The 23,554-nt window shown below is 61.0% G+C and carries 19 protein-coding genes; 7 read left to right on the top strand and 12 right to left on the bottom strand.

What is annotated here, in order from left to right; all coding sequences use genetic code 11:
- Positions 1 to 175: 175 nt before the first annotated feature.
- Positions 176 to 655, bottom strand: coding sequence for an SH3 domain-containing protein (locus tag WDN02_RS03920; protein ID WP_337294859.1), 480 nt, complete (start codon positions 653 to 655; stop codon positions 176 to 178).
- Positions 656 to 989: 334 nt separating this feature from the next.
- Between WDN02_RS03920 and WDN02_RS03915 the strand changes: the two genes are divergently transcribed.
- From WDN02_RS03915 to WDN02_RS03905, 3 genes are all read left to right on the top strand, one after another.
- Positions 990 to 1,985 carry a D-glycerate dehydrogenase gene (locus tag WDN02_RS03915; protein ID WP_337292254.1) on the top strand — a complete coding sequence of 332 codons (996 nt, stop codon included), beginning with the start codon at positions 990 to 992 and terminating at the stop codon, positions 1,983 to 1,985.
- A 144-nt stretch (positions 1,986 to 2,129) separates the two neighbouring features.
- Entirely contained in the window at positions 2,130 to 2,558 is a 429-nt protein-coding gene (locus WDN02_RS03910; protein WP_337292253.1) for an Hsp20 family protein, read from the top strand.
- Between the two features lie 48 nt (positions 2,559 to 2,606).
- Positions 2,607 to 2,879 carry a DUF1150 domain-containing protein gene (locus WDN02_RS03905; RefSeq protein WP_337292252.1) on the top strand — a complete coding sequence of 91 codons (273 nt, stop codon included), beginning with the start codon at positions 2,607 to 2,609 and terminating at the stop codon, positions 2,877 to 2,879.
- Positions 2,880 to 2,934: 55 nt separating this feature from the next.
- On the opposite strand, the gene WDN02_RS03900 is transcribed toward WDN02_RS03905, so the two are convergent.
- Entirely contained in the window at positions 2,935 to 3,201 is a 267-nt protein-coding gene (locus WDN02_RS03900) for a hypothetical protein (protein WP_337292251.1), read from the bottom strand.
- A gap of 118 nt (positions 3,202 to 3,319) precedes the next feature.
- Positions 3,320 to 5,494, bottom strand: a complete 2,175-nt coding sequence (locus WDN02_RS03895) for a PBP1A family penicillin-binding protein (RefSeq protein ID WP_337292250.1) — start codon at positions 5,492 to 5,494, stop codon at positions 3,320 to 3,322.
- Between the two features lie 290 nt (positions 5,495 to 5,784).
- Between WDN02_RS03895 and dnaN the strand changes: the two genes are divergently transcribed.
- From dnaN to WDN02_RS03880, 3 genes are all read left to right on the top strand, one after another.
- Complete coding sequence (gene dnaN, locus WDN02_RS03890; RefSeq protein ID WP_337292249.1) at positions 5,785 to 6,903, top strand: DNA polymerase III subunit beta; 1,119 nt, start codon at positions 5,785 to 5,787, stop codon at positions 6,901 to 6,903.
- Positions 6,904 to 7,077: 174 nt separating this feature from the next.
- Entirely contained in the window at positions 7,078 to 8,700 is a 1,623-nt protein-coding gene (locus WDN02_RS03885; protein ID WP_337292248.1) for an ABC-F family ATP-binding cassette domain-containing protein, read from the top strand.
- Positions 8,701 to 8,784: 84 nt separating this feature from the next.
- Positions 8,785 to 9,987, top strand: coding sequence for an SGNH/GDSL hydrolase family protein (locus WDN02_RS03880; RefSeq protein ID WP_337292247.1), 1,203 nt, complete (start codon positions 8,785 to 8,787; stop codon positions 9,985 to 9,987).
- A gap of 3 nt (positions 9,988 to 9,990) precedes the next feature.
- Here WDN02_RS03880 and WDN02_RS03875 read toward each other — a convergent pair whose 3' ends face one another.
- The 9 genes from WDN02_RS03875 to WDN02_RS03835 form a co-directional block, all read right to left on the bottom strand.
- Entirely contained in the window at positions 9,991 to 11,832 is a 1,842-nt protein-coding gene (locus WDN02_RS03875) for a carbamoyltransferase (protein ID WP_337292246.1), read from the bottom strand.
- A 6-nt stretch (positions 11,833 to 11,838) separates the two neighbouring features.
- On the bottom strand, positions 11,839 to 11,988 hold the full coding sequence (locus tag WDN02_RS03870) for a DUF5989 family protein (RefSeq protein WP_297295460.1): 150 nt from the start codon (positions 11,986 to 11,988) through the stop codon (positions 11,839 to 11,841).
- Positions 11,989 to 12,000: 12 nt separating this feature from the next.
- Complete coding sequence (locus WDN02_RS03865) at positions 12,001 to 12,426, bottom strand: SxtJ family membrane protein (RefSeq protein WP_337292245.1); 426 nt, start codon at positions 12,424 to 12,426, stop codon at positions 12,001 to 12,003.
- Between the two features lie 105 nt (positions 12,427 to 12,531).
- Positions 12,532 to 13,497: an alpha-E domain-containing protein gene (locus WDN02_RS03860; RefSeq protein WP_337292244.1), complete on the bottom strand. Its 966-nt coding sequence runs from the start codon at positions 13,495 to 13,497 to the stop codon at positions 12,532 to 12,534.
- Positions 13,498 to 13,519: 22 nt separating this feature from the next.
- A complete protein-coding gene (locus WDN02_RS03855) occupies positions 13,520 to 14,998 on the bottom strand; it encodes a circularly permuted type 2 ATP-grasp protein (protein ID WP_337292243.1) in 1,479 nt (492 codons plus the stop codon).
- A gap of 347 nt (positions 14,999 to 15,345) precedes the next feature.
- A complete protein-coding gene (locus tag WDN02_RS03850) occupies positions 15,346 to 16,941 on the bottom strand; it encodes a DUF882 domain-containing protein (protein WP_337292242.1) in 1,596 nt (531 codons plus the stop codon).
- A 384-nt stretch (positions 16,942 to 17,325) separates the two neighbouring features.
- Positions 17,326 to 19,203, bottom strand: a complete 1,878-nt coding sequence (locus WDN02_RS03845; protein ID WP_337292241.1) for a L,D-transpeptidase family protein — start codon at positions 19,201 to 19,203, stop codon at positions 17,326 to 17,328.
- A gap of 126 nt (positions 19,204 to 19,329) precedes the next feature.
- Positions 19,330 to 20,838 (bottom strand): sigma-54 dependent transcriptional regulator, encoded by a 1,509-nt coding sequence (locus tag WDN02_RS03840; RefSeq protein WP_337292240.1) that lies wholly within the window; start codon positions 20,836 to 20,838, stop codon positions 19,330 to 19,332.
- A 311-nt stretch (positions 20,839 to 21,149) separates the two neighbouring features.
- On the bottom strand, positions 21,150 to 21,407 hold the full coding sequence (locus WDN02_RS03835) for a hypothetical protein (RefSeq protein ID WP_337292239.1): 258 nt from the start codon (positions 21,405 to 21,407) through the stop codon (positions 21,150 to 21,152).
- A 276-nt stretch (positions 21,408 to 21,683) separates the two neighbouring features.
- Here WDN02_RS03835 and WDN02_RS03830 point away from each other — a divergent pair, with 276 nt between their 5' ends.
- Positions 21,684 to 23,552 (top strand): M3 family oligoendopeptidase, encoded by a 1,869-nt coding sequence (locus WDN02_RS03830; protein ID WP_337292238.1) that lies wholly within the window; start codon positions 21,684 to 21,686, stop codon positions 23,550 to 23,552.
- Positions 23,553 to 23,554 lie beyond the last annotated feature (2 nt).

Genomic DNA, 23,554 nt, shown 5'->3' with positions numbered 1-23,554 from the left:
TAACATAGCCCCCGCCGCGCTGAAAAGGGTCCCGGTCAAGGTCTTTGCCGAGGGCCGCCCGCCGGATCCGTTATATTGCAACGCGGTAAACACCGCGTCCGGATGCGGGGCAAGGGCCGTGATTAAGTTTTGTTAATTCAGCAGCATTCGGGACAGCCTGAGTGCTGGCGTTCGCTTACTCGACCTTTTCGCTCGGATAGACCCCCCAGAGATTGTTCTGGCGAATAAAGCCGTCAAATCCCTCGCCGTAGATTTCACACCAGTTGCCATCACAGGTCTTGATATTGCCGATCACACCCGGTTGCAGACGGGCGACGGGTGAGGAATCCTCGGCTGCGCGAATATAAAGCGTGAAAATGCTGTCCTTCTTCCACGGCGCGACGATGGCCGTACGGCGCCCGGACAGCAAATTGTGCAAAACCCAGCCTTCCGTGCCGTCCGAATCGCGAACCTTGCGCCACATGCCAAATTCCGCGGTGATCTCCACCGGCAGACCGGCGCGCTGGTAGACCCAGGTGGTGCGGTGATCCTTCGAGGGGCCTTCGCGCAAATTGGTCTTGTCCGCCTTGAGGCTGACGAATCGCGGTACGGGCAGGCCGCTGACGCTGCCGGTCGTTTGGCCGTTGGAATCGGCCGTCTGGGCATCGGCCGGCATCTGGCCGTGCAGCCAGCTGGAGATGGCGAGCGTGGCGACGAGCAATGCACGTGGGAAAATAATACAGCTCTTCATGCCCAGAAATTTTATCCCCAAATCCATATCCAATTTTACTCACCAGAGGCCGGGGATGCCGACGTTTTTATGTCGCCGCGCGTCCCGCTTGGCATTCTTGTGTTTGAACCGCCATCTGCTAGAGAGGCGCGGAACCTTGCCGCGCGACCTCGCCCGAATTGGTCGCCATATTAGGTGCGTTGCGCTGAGTTAAGGCCGCGTGAAAGCATGGCCCCAGGGCCTGCCTTCGGCGGCGGACGGACGGGATAACGGGATTGAGATGTCCAGGAAAAAACCGCTCGTAGTGCTTACGCGCAAACTGCCGGATGTCGTCGAGACGCGGATGTGCGAGCTTTTCGACGCCCGCCTTAATGTCGATGACAAGCCGATGAGTCAGGACGATCTCGTCGCCGCGATGCGCAGCGCCGATGTGCTGGTGCCGACCGTGACGGACCGGATCGACGCCGAACTCATTGAAAAGGCCGGCAGCCAGCTCAAGCTCATCGCCAATTTCGGCAATGGCGTGGACAATATCGATGTCGCGGCCGCCGTGCAGCGCGGCATCACTGTCACTAACACGCCGGGCGTCCTGACGCAGGACACCGCCGACATGACGATGGCGCTGATTCTCGCCGTCGCGCGGCGCATTGTTGAAGGCGCCGAAGTCATTCCGGAGGGCAATTGGACCGGCTGGTCGCCGACCTGGATGCTCGGCACGCGAATCACCGGCAAACGGCTCGGCATCGTCGGCATGGGCCGTATCGGTCAGGCGCTCGCCTATCGGGCGCGGGCCTTCGGCCTGCAAATCCATTATCACAACCGCCGTCACGTCGCGTCTTCGATCGAAGAAGAGCTTGAGGCCACGTATTGGGACTCGCTTGACCAGATGCTGGCGCGGATGGATATCGTGTCCGTCAATTGCCCGCGCACGCCGGCGACCTTCCATCTCCTCTCGGCGCGACGGCTGCAGCACTTGCGGCCGCAGGCGATCCTCGTCAACACAGCGCGCGGCGAAATCATCGACGAGAAGGCGCTGATCGAGATGCTGGAGGCGGGCGAACTCGCCGGTGCCGGCCTCGATGTATTCGAACACGAACCGGCGGTTTCCGAGCGGCTGGTCAAACTCGCCAAAGCCGGCAAGGTGACGATCCTGCCGCATATGGGTTCGGCGACGCGCGAGGGCCGGATCGACATGGGCGAGAAGGTCATCATCAACGTCAAGATGTTCATGGACGGCCACCGGCCGCCCGACCGGGTTTTGCCGAGCGCGGTCTAGTGCTCCGCTGCCAAGCCCACGCTTAAAGCCGACGTTCCAAGCCCCATGCGCCCGCCCTTGAAGGCGCCGTCCCAATCGCCATATTTCGTGAAGCGGAGGTGCCACATTGGGCCTCCCAGACACGAAGGCCTGAGGGCTTCGCCCATGTCGCGCATGTTGACCATCAACTCGCCGTTTCTGCTCGGCTTCGAAGACTTCGAGCGGATGGTCGACCGGGTGACACGGGCGGGTCTGGATGGCTATCCGCCCTACAACATCGAACGGGTCGCAAAGACCGATGCGGAGCCGGAGAGGCTACGTATCACCTTGGCCGTGGCCGGGTTCATGCGTGATCAGCTCGAAGTGACGGTCGAGGAAGGCCAATTGGTCATTCGCGGCCGCCAGCAGGACGATAAGCCCCGCGATTTTCTCCACCGGGGGATAGCGGCGCGGCAGTTTCAGCGAGTCTTCCTTCTTGCCGAAGGCATGCGCGTTGCAACCTGCGATCTGGCTCATGGGTTGCTGACGGTGGATCTCGTCCGGCCGGAGCCGATACGAGTGGTTAAGAAGATCGATATCATGATGCGAGACTGAATGTTCGCATCCATGCGGGTCTCAAGGAGACCGCAGAAGGAGTGTAGAATGTTGGATGAATTCAAAGAAGTCCAGGAGACAGTGACGCCCTTGACCGAAGAGCAGTTTGCCCATCTGGGCGGCGGGTCTCTCGCCTATGTGCGGCCGATCAGTTCCGAGGATGTCGCACGGCTTTTCCCGCAGGCGCCGGCGCTTCAGCCCGGACTCCAGTTGTTTGCCTTGCTGGGTGCCGACGGCACGCCGATCATGCTGACGGATTCACGTGACGCCGCTTTGGCCAATGCGCTCCAGCAGGAGCTGCAGACGGTTAGCGTTCACTAAGCCCAAATCCAAAATCGCTCGCGCCTATGCCTGCGCGAGCGATCCATTCACGTGTTCAGCGGCGGCCAGTAAGGGTGTCGCTGGCCTGCGCGGATGAAGCGTCCCAAGCCTGATCGCCACGAACAGCACAGGATATGACGGCGCGACTGGCGTGGGTCGGGGTGCAGCTCTCATTTTCCGACGCCGGCGGCGAATAGACATCCAAAATTCGCAGCAAGACCATCGCCACCAAAATCGCGATCAGCGCGAGCTCGGGAGTATCACTCGGTTGGCCTGAGGTGTGCCCGCCCGCGATGTTTTGGGTCTGCGTTTTTGTTCTCATTTAAATCTCCGAAGCCGAGGATTGGCTGCGGGCTTTCACTTGGCGGGAAGCGCATAAAAAATCCATGCGTCTTGACCGGCCTGGATATTAAAGCCGTCGATAGCTGCCCCCGAAATTCTCAAAACAATCCGAAAAACGGCCGCGCCGGCTGCTGGCTCGCTTCATGGCCGGGGCCGGGAATCGAGGCCGGTGGCAGGCCGTCATCCTCGTTGTCACGGCGCGCCGGACGATACGGTGCGCTTTGCGTTTGGGCCGCGCGCGGCCAAGCTTGCTGCGGGGATCGTTGCGGCCACGGCTGGGGTGCGGGCGCCGGCTGATTTTGCCCGGTGAAGAAATTCACGATTGCGTTCGTGGCGCTCGCAACGGGCTCTGCCGGATTCGGTCCGGCCCAGACACCGTCCGTCAGCGGTGCTGGCGCGACATCAGCATGGGCGACCTGCATGAACTGCGACCAGACGACGACCGGCAACGAACCGCCGGAAGCGCGTTTGGTCGGGGAATTGTCGTCGTTTCCGAGCCACACGCCGCAAACCATATGGCTTGTGTAGCCGACGAACCACGCGTCGCGAAAATCCTGGCTGGTACCGGTTTTGCCGGCCGCGGGCCAGCCGGGCAGGTCCACGCGCCGCGCCGTGCCGGTGGCCAGTGTCTCGGCCATCATCCGGTTCATCATGGCCACATATTCGGGCGCGATCACGCGGCTGCCCGCCAGCGGCTGGTGAAAATAGAGCAGCTTTCCGTGCGCTGCCGCAACCTTGGTGACGACATAGGGCGTCACGCTGAGACCCCCGTTGGCGAACGGCACATAGGCGGAGACGAGTTCAAGCGGCGTGACGACCGACGTGCCAAGCGCAATCGTCGGATTGGCGTCGAGGTTCGAGGTGATGCCGAGCCGGTGCGCGGTCCGCGCGACATTGGCCGGCCCGACCTCGAGGGCGAGTCGAACCGCGACCGTATTCAGCGAATTGGCGAGCGCCGTCGTCAGCGTCACCGGGCCCATGTAGCGATGTTCGTAATCTTCCGGATGCCAGCCGCGCAGATAGATCGGCGCATCGTTACGGATCGTGTCCGGCGTCATCCCGTGTTCCAGCGCTGTCAGATAGACGAAGGGCTTGAACGCCGAGCCCGGCTGACGCTTGGCCGTGGTCGCGCGGTTGAATTGGCTTTCGTTATAGTCCCGGCCGCCGACGAGTGCGCGCAAGGCGCCGTCCGGATCGAGCGCGACGACCGCGCCCTGACTCACATCGTAATGCGCCCCCTTGGCGGCGAGCGATTCGCGTAACGCTTTTTCCGCCGCGGCCTGGAGCGGCGCGGCGATCGTCGTGGTGACGGAAATGTCTTCATCGACGGGTCCGACGAGATCGTCGAGTTGGTCCATGACGTAATCGGCGACGTAATTGATGGTGCCGCCGGCTTTGGGTTTCGTCGGGTTGGCTGGTTCATCGAGCGCCAATTGCGCCATGGCCGGCGTGATGAAGCCCTGATCACGCATCGCGCCGATCACTTCACCCGCGCGTTGGGTCGCCGCAGCTAGATTATGGTTGGGCGCGTAGCGCGAGGGTGCTTTCATCAGCCCGGCGAGCATGGCCGCCTCGGCGAGGCTCACGTTGCGCGCGCTATGGCCGAAATATTTCTGCGCGGCGGCTTCGACGCCGAAGGCGCCGGCGCCAAAATAGACGCGGTTCAGATAGAGTTCGAGGATCTGGTCCTTGGAATATTTGTGCTCCAGCCAGACGGCGAGAATGGCTTCCTGGATTTTGCGCGGCAGCGTTCGTTCCTGGGTCAGGAAGAGATTCTTGGCGAGCTGCTGGGTGAGCGTCGAGCCGCCCTCCATGCCGCCGCGATGCAAAGCGTCGCGGACCAGCGCGCGCAGAATGCCGATCGGATCGACGCCCCAATGGTCATAAAAGCGCCGGTCCTCGATCGCGACGAACGCCTTCGGCAGATAGGCAGGCAATTCGGCGAGATGAACCGCCGCGCCGCCCGTGTCGCCGCGGTTGGCGAGCAATGTCCCGTCTTCGGCAAGGATGGCGATATTGGGCGGCCGTTTGGGGATGGTAAGCTGATCGATGGGCGGCAATTGCGCGGCGTAATAGGCCACGACGAGCGAGGCGCCGACGGCACCCCAAACGCCGAGCATCAGCACCCAATAGACAAGGCGATTGAGGATCGACCGGCGCGGCCGTTTCTTCGATTTCCGCTTTTTGGGCGGCCGGCGGCGCGGCGCGTCCTGAGGCTCAGGAAAGGCGTCGAAGGTCGGTTCCCGCCGTTCCCCGGTCCAGCCTTTGGCCATGTCTCTCGCGTGCCCGCATCTCGGATGCCGCCGCATCGGTTCTGCCTGGCGGACGGCGCGATTCTAGGCCGGCGCGATTAAGGCGCGGTAAAGTCGTCGAAAGCCGTAGGGTGCGCGGCAAAAGCGCGGCACTCCAGCCACGGCGGCGGCCAAGCTCGAAAACGGGGATACCGGGCGCAGCGGCGCTTGCGATTTGGCTTGAGCCGCGCCACAGTTGCGCCCCCTGCGCGGCCCTCGCCGCCGTCTGCCAGCCAATTTGACCAGCTCGCTCAAAAGTCCGGATTCGTCTCATGCAAGTCACTCTCGAACGCGCCGCTCTGTTAAAGGCGCTCGGCCACGTGCACCGCGTCGTCGAACGGCGCACGACGATTCCGATCCTGTCCAACATACTCTTCAGTGCCGAAGGCAGTTCGGTCCTGCTCAAGGCGACCGATCTCGATCTCGAAGTCACCGACCGGCTGCCGGCGGATGTGACTCAGGCGGGCGGCACCACGCTGCCGGCGCATATTCTCTACGAGATCGTGCGCAAACTGCCGGACGGCGCACAGGTTTCGCTCGATGTGACGGGCGAGGCGACGCAATTGCTTTTACGTTCGGGCCGCTCGCGTTTTCATCTGCAAGCGCTACCGGAAAGCGACTTCCCCGATCTTGCCGCGGGCGACTTCACTCACCGTTTCAGCCTGTCGGCCACCGATCTCAAGAAGCTTATCGAGAAGACCCAGTTCGCGATCTCGAATGAAGAAACGCGCTACTATCTCAACGGCATCTATCTGCACACGGCCGAGTCCGATGGTAAGACGACGCTGCGCGCCGTGGCGACCGATGGGCACCGTCTGGCGCGGATCGAAATTCCGGCACCGCAGGGCGCGCCGGGCATGCCGGGCGTGATTGTGCCGCGCAAGGCCGTGGCCGAAGTGCAGAAATTGATCGAAGGCCTCGACGCCGACGTTACGATCGAGATTTCACCGACCAAGGCGCGCTTCAGCTTCGGCGATGTTGTGCTTATCACCAAGCTTATCGACGGTACGTTTCCGGATTATGGGCGCGTCATTCCGGCTGGAAATGACAAGCTGCTGACGGTGGACCGCGAGCCGTTTGCCGCAGCCGTTGATCGCGTCTCGACGATCTCGTCGGAGCGCGGCCGCGCGGTGAAGCTGGCGATGGGGGAGGGCAAGCTGACGCTCTCTGTCACCAATCCCGATTCCGGCTCCGCGGTCGAGGAGCTCGAAGTCGATTACGACGCGGCGCCGCTCGAGATCGGCTTCAACGCGCGCTATCTGCTCGATATCACCAACCAGCTCGACGGCGACACGGCACTTTTCAAGCTGGCCGACCCCGGCTCGCCGACGCTCGTGCTCGACCACGAGGGCGCAACGGCTCTCTATGTTTTGATGCCGATGCGGGTCTGAGTTTTACTCAGAGCCAAACGTTTCCGAAGCAGGCCTCATCACATCGCCGCTTATCTCGGTGACCGACGACGATCGCGACATGGAGATTTGTCGCGGCCTGCGATTGCCCGCGACCCTTCAGCTGCTTCGCTACATGGGATAAGGACTTCGCAGCTTTTCAAATCCCGTGTGTCCATGATCCGTCTTGAAAATATCAGTAAGCAGAATGGCTCCCAAATCCTCTTTATCGAGGCCGCCGCCGCGCTCCAGAAAGGCGAGAAGATAGGTCTCGTCGGTCCCAATGGCGCCGGCAAGACGACGCTGTTTCGGATGATCACGGGACAAGAGCTTCCGGACGAGGGCCAGGTCGCCGTCGATCGAGGCGTCACCATCGGATATTTCAGCCAGGATGTCGGAGAGATGTCCGGCCGGAGTGCTGTCTCCGAGGTGATGGATGGTGCCGGCCCCGTAAGCGTCGTAGCGACGGAATTGGCGGAACTCGAAGCTGCCATGGCTGATCCCGACCGGATCGACGAAATCGAACAGCTCGTGGAGCGGTATGGCGAAGTGCAGGGCCGTTTCGAGGAACTTGGCGGCTATGCGCTCGAAGGCCGCGCGCGAGAAGTGTTGGCCGGCCTGAGTTTCAGCGAGGAGATGATGAACGGCGACGTCGGCGCACTGTCCGGCGGTTGGAAGATGCGCGTTGCGCTCGGTCGCATCCTCCTCATGCGTCCCGACGCGATGTTGCTCGACGAGCCGAGCAACCATCTGGATTTGGAGAGCCTCATTTGGCTGGAGGAATTCCTCAAGGGCTACGATGGCGCCTTGCTGATGACATCGCATGACCGCGAGTTCATGAACCGCGTCGTCTCCAAAATTGTCGAGATCGACGGCGGCGGCCTGACGACTTACTCGGGCGACTACGAGTTTTATGAGCAGCAGCGCGCGCAAAACGAGAAGCAGCAGCAGGCGCAGTTCGAGCGTCAACAAGCGATGCTCGCCAAGGAGATCAAATTCATCGAGCGCTTCAAGGCGCGCGCCTCGCACGCGGCGCAAGTGCAGAGCCGCGTGAAGAAGCTCGACAAAATCGAAAAGGTCGAGCCGCCGAAGCGACGCCAGACAGTGTCTTTCGAGTTCCGGCCGGCGCCGCGCTCTGGCGATGACGTCGTGAGTCTGAAGAATGTGCATAAGAGCTACGGCGCCCTGAGCATCTATGAGGGCCTGAACTTCGCGATCCGCCGCAAGGAACGCTGGTGTGTCATGGGCGTCAACGGTGCCGGAAAGTCCACGCTCCTGAAGCTGGTGACGGGTTTCACGCAGCCGGATGAAGGCACGGTCTCCCTCGGCGGCACAGTCAAGATGGGTTATTTCGCGCAGCACGCGATGGATTTGCTGGACGGCGACCACACGGTTTTTCAGGCGCTGGAAGATGCTTTCCCCCAAGCGGGGCGTGGCTCGCTCCTCGCGCTGGCCGGTTGTTTCGGATTATCCGGTAACGAGGTGGAGAAAAAGTGCCGGGTGCTGTCGGGCGGAGAGAAAGCCCGGCTCGTCATGGCGAAAATGCTTTTCGACCCGCCCAATTTTCTTGTGCTGGACGAGCCGACAAACCATCTCGATATGGCGACAAAGGAAATGCTGATTACGGCGCTGTCGCAATATGAGGGGACGATGCTCTTTGTCTCGCATGACCGGCACTTTCTAGCCGCGCTGTCCAATCGGGTGCTGGAACTGACACCCGATGGCGTTCACAATTACGGTGGTGGCTATGCGGAATACGTCGCCCGCACGGGCCATGAGGCTCCAGGACTTCGCAGTTAGGAGTCCCAGCCTCTTCGCCGCCCAAATCTTCCTTTTAATGACGCCATGCCATCGCGCCCGCAGGCGCCACAAAAACATGGTCGCATGATCCGACGCTTCCCAGTTTTCCGCTCTCTTTCCATTCTCGTTCTGATGGGTGGCATCGTCTATCTGGAGATTGCGCGGCCGTTTGGCGCCTTTCGCCTCGGCACATTCGTGTTGCTCGCGCTGCTGGTGGGCGTTCTTACATCGTTTGCGCGCGGCATCTGGCGCGATGGACTCTTGATCGTCGCATCATTGCTCTTCGGCATCTGTGCCATCGAGGCTTTCGCGACAATCGTCTCACCCGCCTGGGATATTCGCACAACCCATGGCTTCACCGTGCCGGAGCCGGTGATCGGCTGGGGGCCGCAACATCCCGGAGTATTTCATGCTACGCGGTTCGATCCACGCAGCAAACGTGTGATCTATGACGCGAACTATTCGATCAATTCCGATCTTATTCGGCCGACACGCGCGTGCAAGGCTGGCCCAACGGTTGCCTTCTTCGGCGACTCATTCACATTCGGCCAGGGCGTGAACGACAGCGAGACAGTGCCGCAATATTTCTCGGACGCGTTCGGCGACAATCTGCGCGTGCTTAATCTCGGTTTCCCCGGTTATGGGCCGCAGCAATTTTTACGCGAACTGGAGACCGGGTATTTCGATCGCCTCGTCGGCCCGCAGCCGAAACTGTTCGTCTTCATGACGACGTCCTGGCATGTCGTCCGCAGCTCCTGCAAAGCCTCCTGGGTGATGGACGGTCCACGTTATGGTCTTGCCGGTGACAAGGTTGCCTACCAAGGCGTCTGCGATATGGGCCTCGCGCGCTGGCTGAAACAATGGGCGCAGCACAGCGCTACTTACCGCCTCTTCATCGAGCCGCGTCTTGAAAAGATCAATCATGCGGATGTCGATTTGTTCATCCGCATGACGCTCGCGGCGATTGATCTCGCCAAGGCGAAATATGGCGTGCCGACGTTGATCCCATTCATCCGCGCACCAGAAGACTATCTGCGGCCGACCGGCTTCAGCAACGATGACATAATTCGACGCCTACGCGGTGGCGGTGCAGATGTCATCGATGTCTCGCTCGACAAACAGAAATCCGCAGGCGAACCGGTCATCATCCAGGGTGATGATCACGCCACCGGCCTCGGCAATCATCTGCGCGCGGCCTGGCTCAAGGATTATATCGCACAGCATTACGGCACGGCGCTGTTGCTTGCCAGCGACGGTACCGCGCCGATTTGCGCCCGTGCGAAATAGTCATCAGTCCAGTTCAAAGGCGTCCTTGTAATCGCGCTTGAGCGCCGGGTTCTGCGCGTCCTTGCGCAGAATGCAATTGCCGGCGGCGAGGAACTCGATTTCCGTTCCCATGAAGCAGGCGAACGCGTCTTCCGGCGTCATGACGATCGGCTCGCCGCGCACATTGAAGCTCGTGTTGACGAGCACCGGGCAGCCGGTCAATTCGGCGAATTTCTCGATCAAGGCGTGGTAGCGTGGATTGGTTTCTTTATGAACCGTCTGGACGCGCGCCGAATAATCGACATGCGTCACGGCCGGAATCTCCGAGCGCAGAATATTCAGCTTGTCGATGCCGAACAGATGTTCTTCGTCGCCTGACATTTTGCGGCAGCGCGTCTCTTTGACGTTGGCGACGAGCAGCATATAGGGCGAATCGCTGTCGAGATCGAACCATTCGCTGACATGTTCCCGCAGCACGGAGGGCGCGAACGGGCGGAAACTCTCGCGATATTTTACTTTGAGGTTCAGCGCCTTCTGCATCGTCGGCGAGCGAGGATCGCCAAGGATCGAGCGTCCGCCGAGCGCGCGGGGGCCGAATTCCATCCGGCCCTGATGCCAGCCGACAGCCTGACCTCGCGCGAGCGCCGCCGCCGTTTCGGAGATCAAGGTCGTGTCATCGACGACATCGAATTTCGCGCCGGCATTTTGCAGCCGCGTCTCGATGTCGTCCTGCGCATAGGCAGGCCCGAGATAGCTTCCCTGCATCGCGTCCGGCTCTTGCACGACCGATTTTCGTTGGTCGTCGCGGCGGCCGTCGTAATAGCCGGCGAAAGCCGCGCCGAGCGCCCCGCCAGCATCGCCGGCTGCGGGTTGGATGAAAATACGCTCGAATTTGCCGTCGCGAAGAATTTTGCCGTTGGCGACGCAATTCAGCGCGACGCCGCCAGCGAGGCAGAGATTTTTCTCGCCGGTTTCGCTGGCTGCCGCGCGCGTCAAACGCAGGACGATCTCTTCGGTCACCGCCTGGACCGAGGCAGCGAGATCCATATGGCGCTGATCGAGCCTCTGATCAGGCGTGCGCGGCGGTCCGCCAAACAACGCATCGAACCGAGCGTCGGTCATCGTCAGGCCGGTCGCGTAGGAAAAATAATCCATGTTCAGCCGAAATGAGCCGTCGGCCTTCACGTCGATCAGATGATCAAGGATCGTCTGCGCATATTTTGGCGCGCCATAAGGTGCGAGACCCATGACTTTATACTCGCCCGAATTCACCTTGAAGCCGGTGTAATAGGTGAAGGCCGAATAGAGCAGGCCGAGCGAATGTGGAAAGCGGATTTCCTTGATGATGTTGAGATCATCGCCCTGGCCAAGCGCAAGGCTCGTCGTCGCCCATTCGCCGACGCCGTCCATTGTCAGGACGAGCGCCGACGTGAAAGGCGACGGGTAATAGGCCGAGGCCGCATGCGAATAATGATGTTCGCTGAAGCCGAGCTTCCTCCGGTCGCCGAGCGCGGGATCGATCGCCTTTAACTCGCGCAGAAGCAGGTCGCGCTGAAAGAGTTTCTCGCCGATCCATAACGGCATCGCCTTGCGGAATGAGGCAAACCCTCGTGGCGCGAAGGCGACATAAGTCTCAAGCAGACGCTCGAATTTCACGAACGGCTTTTCGTAGAAGATAATGCGATCGATACCGGCTGCGCCATCTGCGGTCTGGCTCAGGCAATATTCAATCGCCTGGCGCGGAAAGGCAGGATCGTGCTTCTTGCGGGTGAAGCGTTCTTCTTGCGCGGCGGCAAGGATACGGCCGTCCTCGACCAATGCTGCGGCGGCGTCGTGATAAAAGGCTGAAATCCCGAGAACACGCACCGGCGATTAGAACAGCGTATAGATGAACGGTGCGACGACAGAACCTTGCGTCAAGACGAACAGGCCGCCGAAGACGAGGAAAAGCACGAGCAGCGGGATCAGCCAGAATTTCTTGCGGGTCCCGAGGAATTCGAAAAGCTCAGCGAAAATCGACATTCCGGGATCTCCCTAGAATTGTTTACCCAGCGTACCGGAGGCGGGGCCTGGCGGCGTGCGCGTGGCCCAATAGGTCGTCGCGTCCGGCTCAGCTTTCAGCGCGAGGATGTCCTCACCCTGTTTGCGCAAAAACCAGCCGACGGGCACAACAGCGCCATAGAACAAAAGGCCCATCACGATCGGGCTGACGATCGTATTCAGCGCGAGGCCGAGTTTGAACCATGCGCGGTTCAACCCTGTCAATGCGGCCGGGAAGGCGAGGCCCAAAACGACAAGGACGGCGGCCACGATCAACAGCCAAAAGTGCGGCGCACGATGATGCAGCAGCGGCAACAGGCTCGCGGCGGCGAGTAGTGCGCCGACCGTCAGGCCGAATTTGCGATCCGAACTCGCCTCAACTTTGCGGAAGCTCGCGATGGTTTCGTGCGTCTGCGTCAAAAGTGCCCGCCCGCGTGTTTCGGCGAGCGTCTTCGCACAACCCGCGCGAAAAATCCATGGGGCGCCGAAGCGACCTAAAAGTTCGCTTTCACGGCGGCGTGAGCGCTACTCGAAAAGATATTGTTGGCAGATCGTGGTGCCGAGGCGGGTGTTGTCCTCAACGAACGTGGTGACGAACTCGTGCAACCCTGACTGGAATATTTCCTTGGTCGAGGATTTCATCAGCCGCGTCATCACCTGATGCGCCTGAACTTGCGCGGTGCCCTTTTGTCCGTAGGTCTGGCCGATCGAGTCAAGAAAGCGGACGATGTTGTCGTAACAGGCGATGAGCGAGCGCGGCATTTCCATCCGCAGGATCAGCAGATCGGCGATAAGCCAGGGCTTGAGGCTGGTACGGTAAACCCAATGATAGGCATTGAGCGCCGAGACGGCGCGCAGGATCGAGGCCCATTGGAAATAGTCGAGCGACCCGCCGATCGTCTCGGATTCCGGCAGCAGGATATTGTATTTCACGTCGAGGATGCGCGCCGTGTTGTCGGCGCGTTCGATATAAAGCCCGAGGCGCGAGAACCAGTAGGAATCGTTGCGCAGCATGGTGCGGTGGGCGGCGCCGTCATAATCGAGCGAGGCTTTTTTGACGAAATCGAGAAAGCGCGTCAGCTCGATACGATCGTAGTAGGTACTGTTGTCGCGCGCCTGAAGGTAGCGCCGCATCTCGATCCAAGCGCCGTTGATGGCGTCCCACATTTCCGCGGTCAGCGCGGTGCGTACGCCGCGCGCGTTCATGCGCGCTTTTTCGAGGCAATTGCAGATGGAGGAGGGGTTGTCTTCCGCAAAGGTCAGATAATCGACGACACTCGCCTCGTCCGGCATGCTGCCGGTCTTACGGAAATCTTCGGCCGCGCCGGAGGCCTCAAGCACGCTATCCCATTCGGTCCCGGTGCCAGGGCCTGCTTTGACGGTCGGGACGGTCGCGAGTCGCCGCGTGGCGTCCAGAATACGCGCGAGAAAATCGGCGCGCTCCATGTAGCGGGCGAGCCAGTAGAGATTATCGGCAGTGCGAGCCAGCATGTTTCAATCCGCACGGATACAGCTAGAACGAAGACGTCTGACTTTGAGTCTGACCTATAACACCCGTGGCGTCCATAAGGCCTGCATCGGAGACCACCCAGGTATCCTTGGTCCCGCCGCCCTGCGAGGAATTGACGACAAGCGAGCCTTCCTTCAACGCCACGCGCGTGAGGCCGCCCGGCACAACACGCACCCCGTCTGATCCGGAGAGCACAAAGGGCCGTAAATCGACGTGCCGCGGCGCAACGCCGCTATCAAGTGCTGTTGGGCAAGTCGAAAGCGCGAGCGTCGGCTGGGCGATGAAATTGTTCGGATCGACGCGGAGCTTTTCGGCGAAGAGCGCCAGTTCCGCCTGCGTCGCATGCGGCCCGATGAGCATGCCGTAGCCGCCGGAGCCGTTGACTTCCTTCACGACCAGTTCCGGAAGATGCGCGAGCACATAGGCGAGCGCCTCGGGCTCACGGCAGCGCCAGGTCGGCACGTTTTTCAGGATCGGCTTTTCGCCGAGGTAGAATTCGATGATGTCCGGCACATAGCTGTAAATCGCCTTGTCGTCGCCGATGCCCGTACCGACCGCATTTGCCAGCGTCACATTGCCCGCTTTATAGGCAGCGAAAAGACCCGGTACGCCGAGCACTGACTCCGGATTAAAGGTGAGCGGGTCGAGGAAAGCATCGTCGATGCGCCGGTAAATGACATCGACGCGCTTCGGCCCCTCGGTCGTGCGCATATAGACGATATCGTCCCGCACGAGCAGATCGCGCCCTTCGACCAATTCGACGCCAAGCCGGTCGGCCAGGAAGGAATGTTCGTAATAGGCGGAATTGAATTGGCCGGGCGTCAGCAGAGCGATGCTCGGTTCGCCCTGCGTTGACTCCGGCGCAACCGAGCGCAGCGTCGCGAGCAGGATATCGGGATAATTCTCGACCGGCGCGACGCGATGCTCGGAGAAGAGATCCGGCGCCAGCCGCATCATGACTTCGCGATTTTCGAGCATGTAGGAGACGCCGGATGGCGTGCGCAGATTATCTTCCAGCACATAGAAATCATTCGCGTCGACGCGGACGACATCAATGCCGGCGATCTGCACATAGACATTGTGCGGGACTTTAAGGCCCTGCATCATGGGCAGATAGAACGGGTTGCTGAGGATGATATCCGGCGGAATACGACCGCTTTTGAGGATTTCCTGTGCGCCGTAAATATCGGCGAGAAACATGTTGAGCGCGTTGACGCGTTGGAAGAGACCGGTCTCCAGCCGCGCCCATTCGGCGCTGCCGATCACGCGGGGCACGATATCGAAGGGGATCAGCCGTTCGGCCGCGTCCTTGCTGCCATAAACCGCGAACGTGATGCCGATCCGGCGGAACAGAAGCTCCGCCTGCGTCCGCCGCGATGCGAGATGTTCCGGCGGCTCTTCCTTCAGCCAGCGAGCAACTTTTTCATAGACGGCGCGCGTTGAGCCGTCCGGCAGCGTCATTTCATCAAAACACGGCCCCATGTGCGCAACCCGGTCCGCTAATTATTAGTATCGGATCATATTAAGCAAAATCGATGCAACTGGACGTCAGTCGGAGACCCGCGGCCAGGCGCGAGGTAAAGCATCGCTAACCAATTAAGGTTAACACTCTGGACATAAGCCGCGTGCCGGTGAAACAGAGCAATTCGGGTATGTTGAAAATCCGTAGTCGCCGCTTCCGCGGTCCGGTCGTAACAATGGCGCAAATGTTCCGCGCCCTCTCGTTCGGCGCCGCCTTCGCGCTGGCTCTGGCTTGGACGCTACGGGAAACGCCCGCGGGCGCCGCGCAGGCGCCCACAGTTCAGATTTTGGCGATTCGATAAATCGGTTCAGTCGCCGGAGCGGCTGTCGTCCAGCGCGACAGCGCCATCATCCTGGCGCAGTGCCGGGACCGAGGCCACCGCGAAGCGATCCGCGGGGAGCGTCTCAGGGGCGCGCCGGAAATGCTCAAGATAATCGGCTCGCGGCTCGGCGAACAAAGCCGTATTTTCCACTCGTGCGGCGCTTCGCAGCCCGATTGCCGTGGGTCCGAAAACCGTCGCGCTGGCGAGTTCCGCCACCTCGGTGCCGCTGGTGAGGCTGCCGAAATTCGAGCCGTCAAGGCGGGCCGGGACGATCGTCACGGCGTTAGCCGGAGGGGACGCTATTGCCTCCGAATGATGCGCCGCGCGGCGCAATCCTTCCATCTGCGCCACCGGCGCGTAGGCCAGAACCAGCGCCGGAACGCCATACATCCGCGAGAGTCCCTGCCGCGGGCGGCCATCGTCCGGACCCTGGGTAATGATGCCAGGAAGATCAGGTGCGGAGGTTTCGGCTTCCGCGACGACAACCGGCGCCGCCGGTGACAGAAGCGCCGTGAACTGGAACGCCGGCCGCTCGGGGGGCAAAGGCACGTCGGCCATGGCGACAAGATCGTCGGGACGCTGCGGTGGCAGCGGCATGTCGATGGAGGCGGTCACGGCGTCCGGCGCCGCAGCGGCCTCGGCAGCGCGAGTGTCGCTCGAACGATCGGGGATACTGCCGGTCGCGTCAGCCTGCATCGCCTCTGCCGGCGTTGCGGGGGCTTGCGCGGCGGCAACCTGCGTCGGCGCTGGCGCCGTGGGTTGCTGTTCGGTCGAAGCGTTATCCTCGTCGTCGCCGCTGTTGCCCTTGCCCAAGAGCCAGGCGAAGAAAGCCCCGATGCCCGAATGCTGCGACGGCGGCAGGCTTGCGACGGCAGTGCCATTAGCGGCGAGTTCCGCGCGCGCTTCGTCATAGCCCGGCAGCGTGCGCCCGTCCGATGCGATATGGACAGTCTTCCCGTCGGGGAACAGCCGCATCAGCTGCGCATAGGTCATGCGCGGCCACATCCGCACGCCGCCAACATCGATATGAACGAAATTCGTATCGCCATAATAGCCGACGCCGCCCATTTGCAGCCGGGCGGCGGATTCGCGCACATGCTCCATCGACATGCCGTGCATCGTCGTGTCCATGGCTTTGCCGAGAATATGTTGCGAATGTTCGGCAACTGCGCGCGAGCGCCGCCGCAGCATGGCGTTGGTTTCCGGCGAACGATAGCCGCAAAGGACGGTGATGCGGTCGGTCGCGCCGGCGCCGCGATAGGCTTCCCACACCGCGTCGAAGAGGCGCGGGTCCATATTGGTTTCTTCGTTGCGCCGCCAGTCGCGCAGGAACCAATTCAGCTTTCTGAGAACTTCGGGATCGTAATGGCCGTCGACGAGATATGTGGCGTCGATCGATTCACCCGTATGCGCGTGATAGAGGTAGATCGTGCGCGTATCGCCGTTGGCTTTCGCCGATTCTGTAACGGAAGGTGCAAATAGGAGAAGGCAGGAGCCGATAAGACCAGCTGCTAAAATTTTGCCGGCCGCGGACTGCACCTTGAGAGCGGATTTGATCGCGCTCGATTTTACCCTGAGCAAATTTGTGACTACCTCGCCCCGGCGCCGCCGGGCGCATACTGCAGAATCCGTGCTTAAGCGCGGTTTTGGCAAAACAAATCCCCGGTTCTCGGATACGGCGGTTAAGCCGATCTGCTCGTTCGGGCGTCTCCGCCTATACCTGCATTTACCGAGAACCGTCAGCGCTCCTGGGATGAAACGCTCCCCCGTTCAACGGTCGTCTCACATCCCTGACACTCTTGATGTTGCCGAATGATGAAGACCAGTTCAGGTAAGCCAGCAAATGTGGCGAACCTGTGTCGGCGAGCGAGCTTTCTCTTCGCGCCCGGAATCGCGGACGGGAGCCGAAACGAACGCCGCTTTTCGTTTCAATTCAAAAAGAATCGCTGATTCGACGCCTCGCCGTCAATATCGCGACGGAACGAATTGCGCGGCGACATTGCGATTCGTCGGTTTTGCCGCGACAAGGCCCAGCGCCTCCTCGATCTTATGCTCATAGCCGTAGACGTCGTTGCGCACGATCAGCCGGTCGTCATCGCTCACATAGGCGGTGAAATATTCGATATGGATCGGCAGCGGCTTCGGCAGAAACACATAACGCTCCTTGCCGCCGATCAAGCTTTCGATGCGGTCCTGCGGCCATTTCGGTCCAAGCACCGTTTGCGCAAAGTCGAGCGGCTGATCGACGCGGACGCAACCGTGGCTGAAGGCGCGTTTCGTCGATGCAAAGAAGCGCTTTTCCGGCGTATCGTGGAGATAGACCGAATATTGGTTGGGGAACATGAACTTGATGCGGCCCAAGGCATTCTTTTCGCCCGGCGGCTGGCGCACCATCAATTGACCGTGGAAATAATAGGTCTCAAAGCCCATGCGCTGAAGGTAGCCCGGATCGTGCGCGAGACGCGGCAACATCTCCTTGCGCAGGATCGACGGCGGCACGTTCCAGTACGGATTGATGATCGCGAATTTCATTGTGTTGGAGAAGACCGGCGTTGGCGTCGTGGGTTTGCCGACAACAACCTTGTTCTCCTCGACGACCTTGTCGTCACGGAAAACCCGAACTTCATAATCGGGGATGTTCACATCGATGCGGTTCTGGCCGAGGTCGCGCGGCATCCAGCGCCAGATTTCCATATTGGCGATGATCTCGTTTCCGACGTCAGGCTTCGGCTCGTCGCCTGAGAGACTCGCTTGCGTGCGGGGGGTGAGGACGCCGGACGGGCGAAGCCCGTTGGCGCGCTGAAAATCGGCGACCGCAGCGGCAACCTGCGTGTCGTAGATCAGGTCGTCGTCGCTTTGCGTGACATCGAGGCCGAAGCGGGCGCGGATCAGCGGTACGCGCGGATCGCTCATGCCGAGTCTAAGAACGGGTCCGAACGGGATCGCGCGATCTGAAACCGGATCGCTTTTCTGGCGCAGCGCGATGAGCTTAGCGCGCAGCGCGACATAGGGTCTCTGTTGCGGATTGAAGTTCTGCAAAACCGCGCCGGCATCTGTGTCCGCCGCGGCGACCGCGCCGAGAATGAGGCCCGGGGCTGCGACATCGGGCTTGGCGCCAATGAGCGGGTTGATGTCCTGCGGATCGAGTCGCACACCCGAAGCTTGGCGCCCATAGGCGACGATCTCTTCTGAAAAAGCGATTTCGGCCGCGGCGAGATGATCCGTGTCGCCCGAGAAATCGGCTTGCGGGATGGTCGCGAGATTGAGCGCATCGTCGCTTGCCAGCGCGAGGCGTGCCTTGATGGGGGCGACGGCGGCGACCGGCTTGTTATTTTCAACCCAGAGTGGCGCATAGTCGCGGGCGGCGTAATAGGCCGTGATGTCCTTGTGCTCAAGCCACAATTCGGCGGTCTGGCGTCCTTTGCCCGGGGGCACGGGCCACGTATCGAGCGCTTTCTTCACCGCTACGGCGAAACCGGCGAGCGGCGGCTTGACGGGGATCACGGGCGGCAGAGCTTGCGCATTTGCCGGTTGCGAGGGCTTCGGCTGTGGCGGGCCAAGTGGTCCGGGTTGAGCTGTTTTCGGTTGGCTGGCGGAGTTCTGAGCAGAGCTCGGCGCAGGCGGCGTTGGCCTGGGCGGTGGCGCATTCGGCGGCGCGATGGGGGCCGGAGGCACAAGCGCTTCGTTCGAGAGCGGCACACTCGCCGATGGAATGGCCCCGGTGACATCATCCACGCTCGCGGGCGGCTGCGTCGCATCCGGCGCCTGCGCCTGAACCGCGAAAGGCAGGCAAACCGTCAGCGCAGCAGCCAAGGCAAGGCGAAACTTTTTATCGCGGGGCATGCGCATCCTTACGCCTAGATCACGAGCGGCAGCGATATCATAAAAAATTAAATTAAAGCGAAGGCATGCCGCAATTCGCGCGTCACGAAGGCGCGCTGTCGCACATGGAATTCGACCAACCTTGAATTAGGCGGCGGCGTTGCCTTCGTCAGTGTCCTTTTCCATCAAACTCTCGTCATCGCCCTGTTGGAAACCGTATTCCTTCATCTTGCGATAGAGAGTCGAACGGCCAATGCCGAGCTTGCGCGCCACGGCGGACATCTGGCCGCGGTAATAAGCGAGCGCGAACTTGATTGTTTCGGCCTCGAGATGGTCGAGTTGCCGCAAGTTGCCCGCCCCATCAAGCAAGGGCAGAACGTTCGGATCGCGCACTTCGACGCGGACAACTTCGCGCTCCGGCCGCGTGGGGCGTACAAGCGAGGCCGGCGCCGGCGGGATGCGAACATCGAAGCCGACGACCTGTGCCGCGATCTGCGGAAATTCCGCGACAGTCAGTTCGTCGCCGTCGGCGAGAACGACCGCCCGGAACATGGCATTTTCCAATTGCCGCACATTGCCGGGCCACGGATAGCTGTTAAGGAGCGCCAGCGCTTCCGCGCCGATGCCACGCAGCGGTTTGCCTTCCTCTGCCGCGAAACGCGCCATGAAGCGGCGCGCGAGATCGGCGATGTCTTCCCGCCGCACGCGCAGCGCCGGAACGGTGATGGGGAAGACGTTCAGGCGGTAATAGAGATCTTCGCGGAAAATGCCGCGTTTGACGAGATCGATGAGGTCCTGATTCGTTGCCGAGATGATGCGGACATCGACGCGGATCGGCCGTTTCGCGCCGACGGGATCGATCTCGCCATCTTGCAGAGCGCGCAGAAGCTTCACCTGCGCGTCCGGCGGCAGATCGCCGACTTCATCGAGGAAGAGCGTGCCGCCATTGGCTTCAGTGAATTTGCCGAGGTGTTTGTCGGTGGCGCCCGTGAAAGCACCTTTTTCGTGGCCGAAGAGAATCGATTCGACGAGGTTTTCCGGCAGGGCGCCACAATTGACGGTGACAAACGGCTTGGTGCGGCGGTCGGAGGCGCCCTGAATCGCCCGCGCGATGACTTCTTTGCCGACGCCTGATTCGCCTTCGAGCAGGACCGGGATCGTCGATTTCGCGGCGCGTTCGCCCAGGCGCACGACGCGGTCCATGTCCTCGCTTTTGCTGCGCAGATCCTTGAAGGTCAGCGTGCCCGAGGCCTGCCGGTTGAGCCGGCGCACTTCGTCTTCCAATGCCTCGACACGTAGGGCGTTCTTGATGGAAACTTGCAGCCGCTCGGCCCCGACCGGCTTGACGACGAAATCGATTGCTCCGGCGCGCATGGCTGATATCACCGCGTCGATCGAACCATGTGCCGTCTGGACGATGGCGGGGACGGGACTTTTTTGCTCCCGCATCCGTGCCAGCACCGTCATGCCGTCAACATCCGGCATCACGAGGTCGAGAATGATAAGATCGACCTCAGGTGAGCGCGATTGCAGGCGCTGCAGCGCGGCCGCGCCGCTATCGACCGTTTCGCACTCATAGCCAAATCGGCGGACAAGCGTTTCCAGAACGCGGCGCTGCACTGGATCGTCGTCGACAATCAGCACGAGTGAAGACATTTGCACTTTCTTCGATGAGTGACAGCCCGAACCAGAACGGACCTGCCGCCCCTGGCGGGGTTGCTCGTGTATCCAGCGGTATGGCCGGGGCGCAGCCGAGTTCCGGTTCTGCGCCGCGAGCCATCCAAATCCATGCTCGCCCATCAGGGTAAATGCGATGTTAATGCCCGCATTATTGCGGGACAGTCGGCGGACACGAGTTTGCGGCGGAGAAATTCTTAAAATTTTATGAATAAAACGAAAACGGGGCGCCTGACTTTTCGCCAGACGCCCCGTGACAGGTTGATGCATATTCCAGTGTTGCGCTTGCGCTAGCGTTGCACTTGGAAAATCTGCTGATGCAAATAGTCCGGCAGTTCGTCGGCCGGGATGGCGACCATCATGTGGCCGTTCATTTTCACGATATCGACGTTGAGCTTGGTGCCGTCGTTGAGCGTCGCGGTCGTATGGCCCATCATTTCGACGGACATGCGGTGACGATGATGATGCATGGCGGCGGCATTGGCGCCGGTCGAGGCGAAAAGCGCAAGGGCGAGCGAGCCGGCGGCGATCGTGTCTTTCACGTTCACAGTGTTCTTCCTTTTCATGATGCACGAGGCGCGATCGGCTCCCGCGGCCGGCCAGAGGATCAAGCCGTACACGCGAGGGTTCGCAAATTGCCGGTACAGCGTTACGGGCCGTGCCGTCATGCCGCGTCAATAAAAAGTGAGATCGAAATTTCCCGTGGTCAGGTAACGCGGCGGCTTGCTGCTGCGAATTAAGGTGGCGGCTGCTCCGCGCGTTACTTTCGCTATGCGCGGAGCTGAGCTAAAAGCTCTCTTTCACACTGAGGCCGGCTCGGATCGATGATGCGCTCACACGACAAGTCTGTTGTTTCCTCCCATTCGGCCGCGGCGCGTGCTGGCGAGGCAGATCTGGGCGCTTTGCCGGAATGGTCGCTTGGCGATCTTTACCCAGCGATGGACTCGCCACAATTTGCGGCAGACCTTTCGCGCGCGACAGACGAATGCAAAGCCTTCGCGGAAGAATATCGCGGCAAGCTCGCGTCTCTCGCCGCGCAGGACTTTGCCGATCCGCAATCGCATCTTCTGACGCAAGCTATCCGCCGCTATGAAGCGTTTGACGATCTCACGGGGAAGATCGGTTCCTACGCGAGCCTCATCTATTCCGGCGACACCAGCGATCAGGTGCGGGTGAAATTCTACGGCGACACGCAGGAAAGACTGAATGCCGCGTGGACCGAGCTTCTGTTCTTCCAGCTCGAACTCAATCGGCTCGACGATGAGGTGCTGGCCCATCTCACCGCGCGCGAACCGTTGGCGCATTATCGTCCCTGGCTCGATGATATCCGCAAGGAGAAGCCGCACGAACTCGCTGATGATGTCGAGCGCCTGTTCCACGAAAAATCGGTCACGAGCCGGGCGGCTTTCAACCGGATGTTCGACGAGACGATCACCAGCCTCAGATTCAAGGTGGGCGGCGAAGAACTCGCGATCGAACCGACGCTTAATCTGATGCAGGACGAGAAGCCGGCGGCACGCAAGGAGGCCGCGGGTGCGATCGCCGAAACGCTCTCGCAAAATCTGCGCACCTTCGCCTTCATCACCAACGTGCTGGCGAAGGATAAGGAGATTTCCGATCGCTGGCGCGGCTTTCAGGATGTCGCCGATTCGCGCCATCTATCGAACCGCGTCGAACGTGAAGTCGTCGATGCGCTCGCCGCGGCGGTCCATGCCGCCTATCCGCGCCTGTCGCATCGCTATTACAAATTGAAGGCGCGCTGGTTTGGTCAGGACGCACTCGATTTCTGGGATCGCAATGCGCCGCTGCCCAATATGCCGCAACGGACCTACGCCTGGGTCGATGCACGCGACACAGTGCTCGGTGCTTATGCGGCCTTCTCGCCGCGCATGGCCGGCATCGCCGAAGAATTTTTCACCCGCAATTGGATCGACGCACCTGTGCGCCCCGGCAAGGCGCCGGGCGCTTTCGCGCATCCGACGGTGCCGTCCGCGCATCCTTATGTCTTGCTCAATTATCAGGGCAAGCCGCGCGACGTCATGACGCTGGCGCACGAGCTTGGCCATGGCGTGCATCAGGTGCTTGCCGCGCCAAACGGCGCGCTGATGGCGAACACGCCGCTAACCCTGGCCGAGACCGCATCCGTCTTCGGTGAAATGTTGACGTTCCAGGCGCTTCTCGCCAAGGCCCAATCCATCGCCGAACGCCGGGCCATGCTCGCGGCCAAGATCGAGGACATGATCAATACGGTCGTACGGCAGATCGCGTTCTACACATTCGAGCGCAAGGTGCATGTGGAGCGGCGCAGTGGCGAACTGACGCGCGAAAAAATCTGCGAACTCTGGATGAGCGTGCAAAGCGAGAGCCTTGGCCCGGCGATTCGGCTTGGCCCCGGCTACGAAACCTATTGGGCCTATATCCCGCACTTCATTCACTCGCCGTTCTACGTCTACGCTTACGCTTTTGGCGATTGTCTGGTGAATTCGCTCTATGGCGTTTATCAACGGGCAAGCGAGGGCTTCGCCGAACGATACCTCGCCATGCTCGCCGCCGGTGGCAGCAAGCATTATTCTGAGCTTCTTGCTCCGTTCGGGCTTGATGCCAAGGATCCGGCCTTCTGGCAGATCGGGCTGAGCATGATCGGAAGCCTTATCGACGAACTTGAGATGCTGGACGGGCAGATAACCATCTGATT

The sequence above is a fragment of the Methylovirgula sp. genome, assembly GCF_037200945.1.
Lineage (GTDB): Bacteria > Pseudomonadota > Alphaproteobacteria > Rhizobiales > Beijerinckiaceae > Methylovirgula.
The sequence above is the reverse complement of the archived record's forward strand: the minus strand, read 5'-3'. Positions and strand labels throughout refer to the sequence as shown.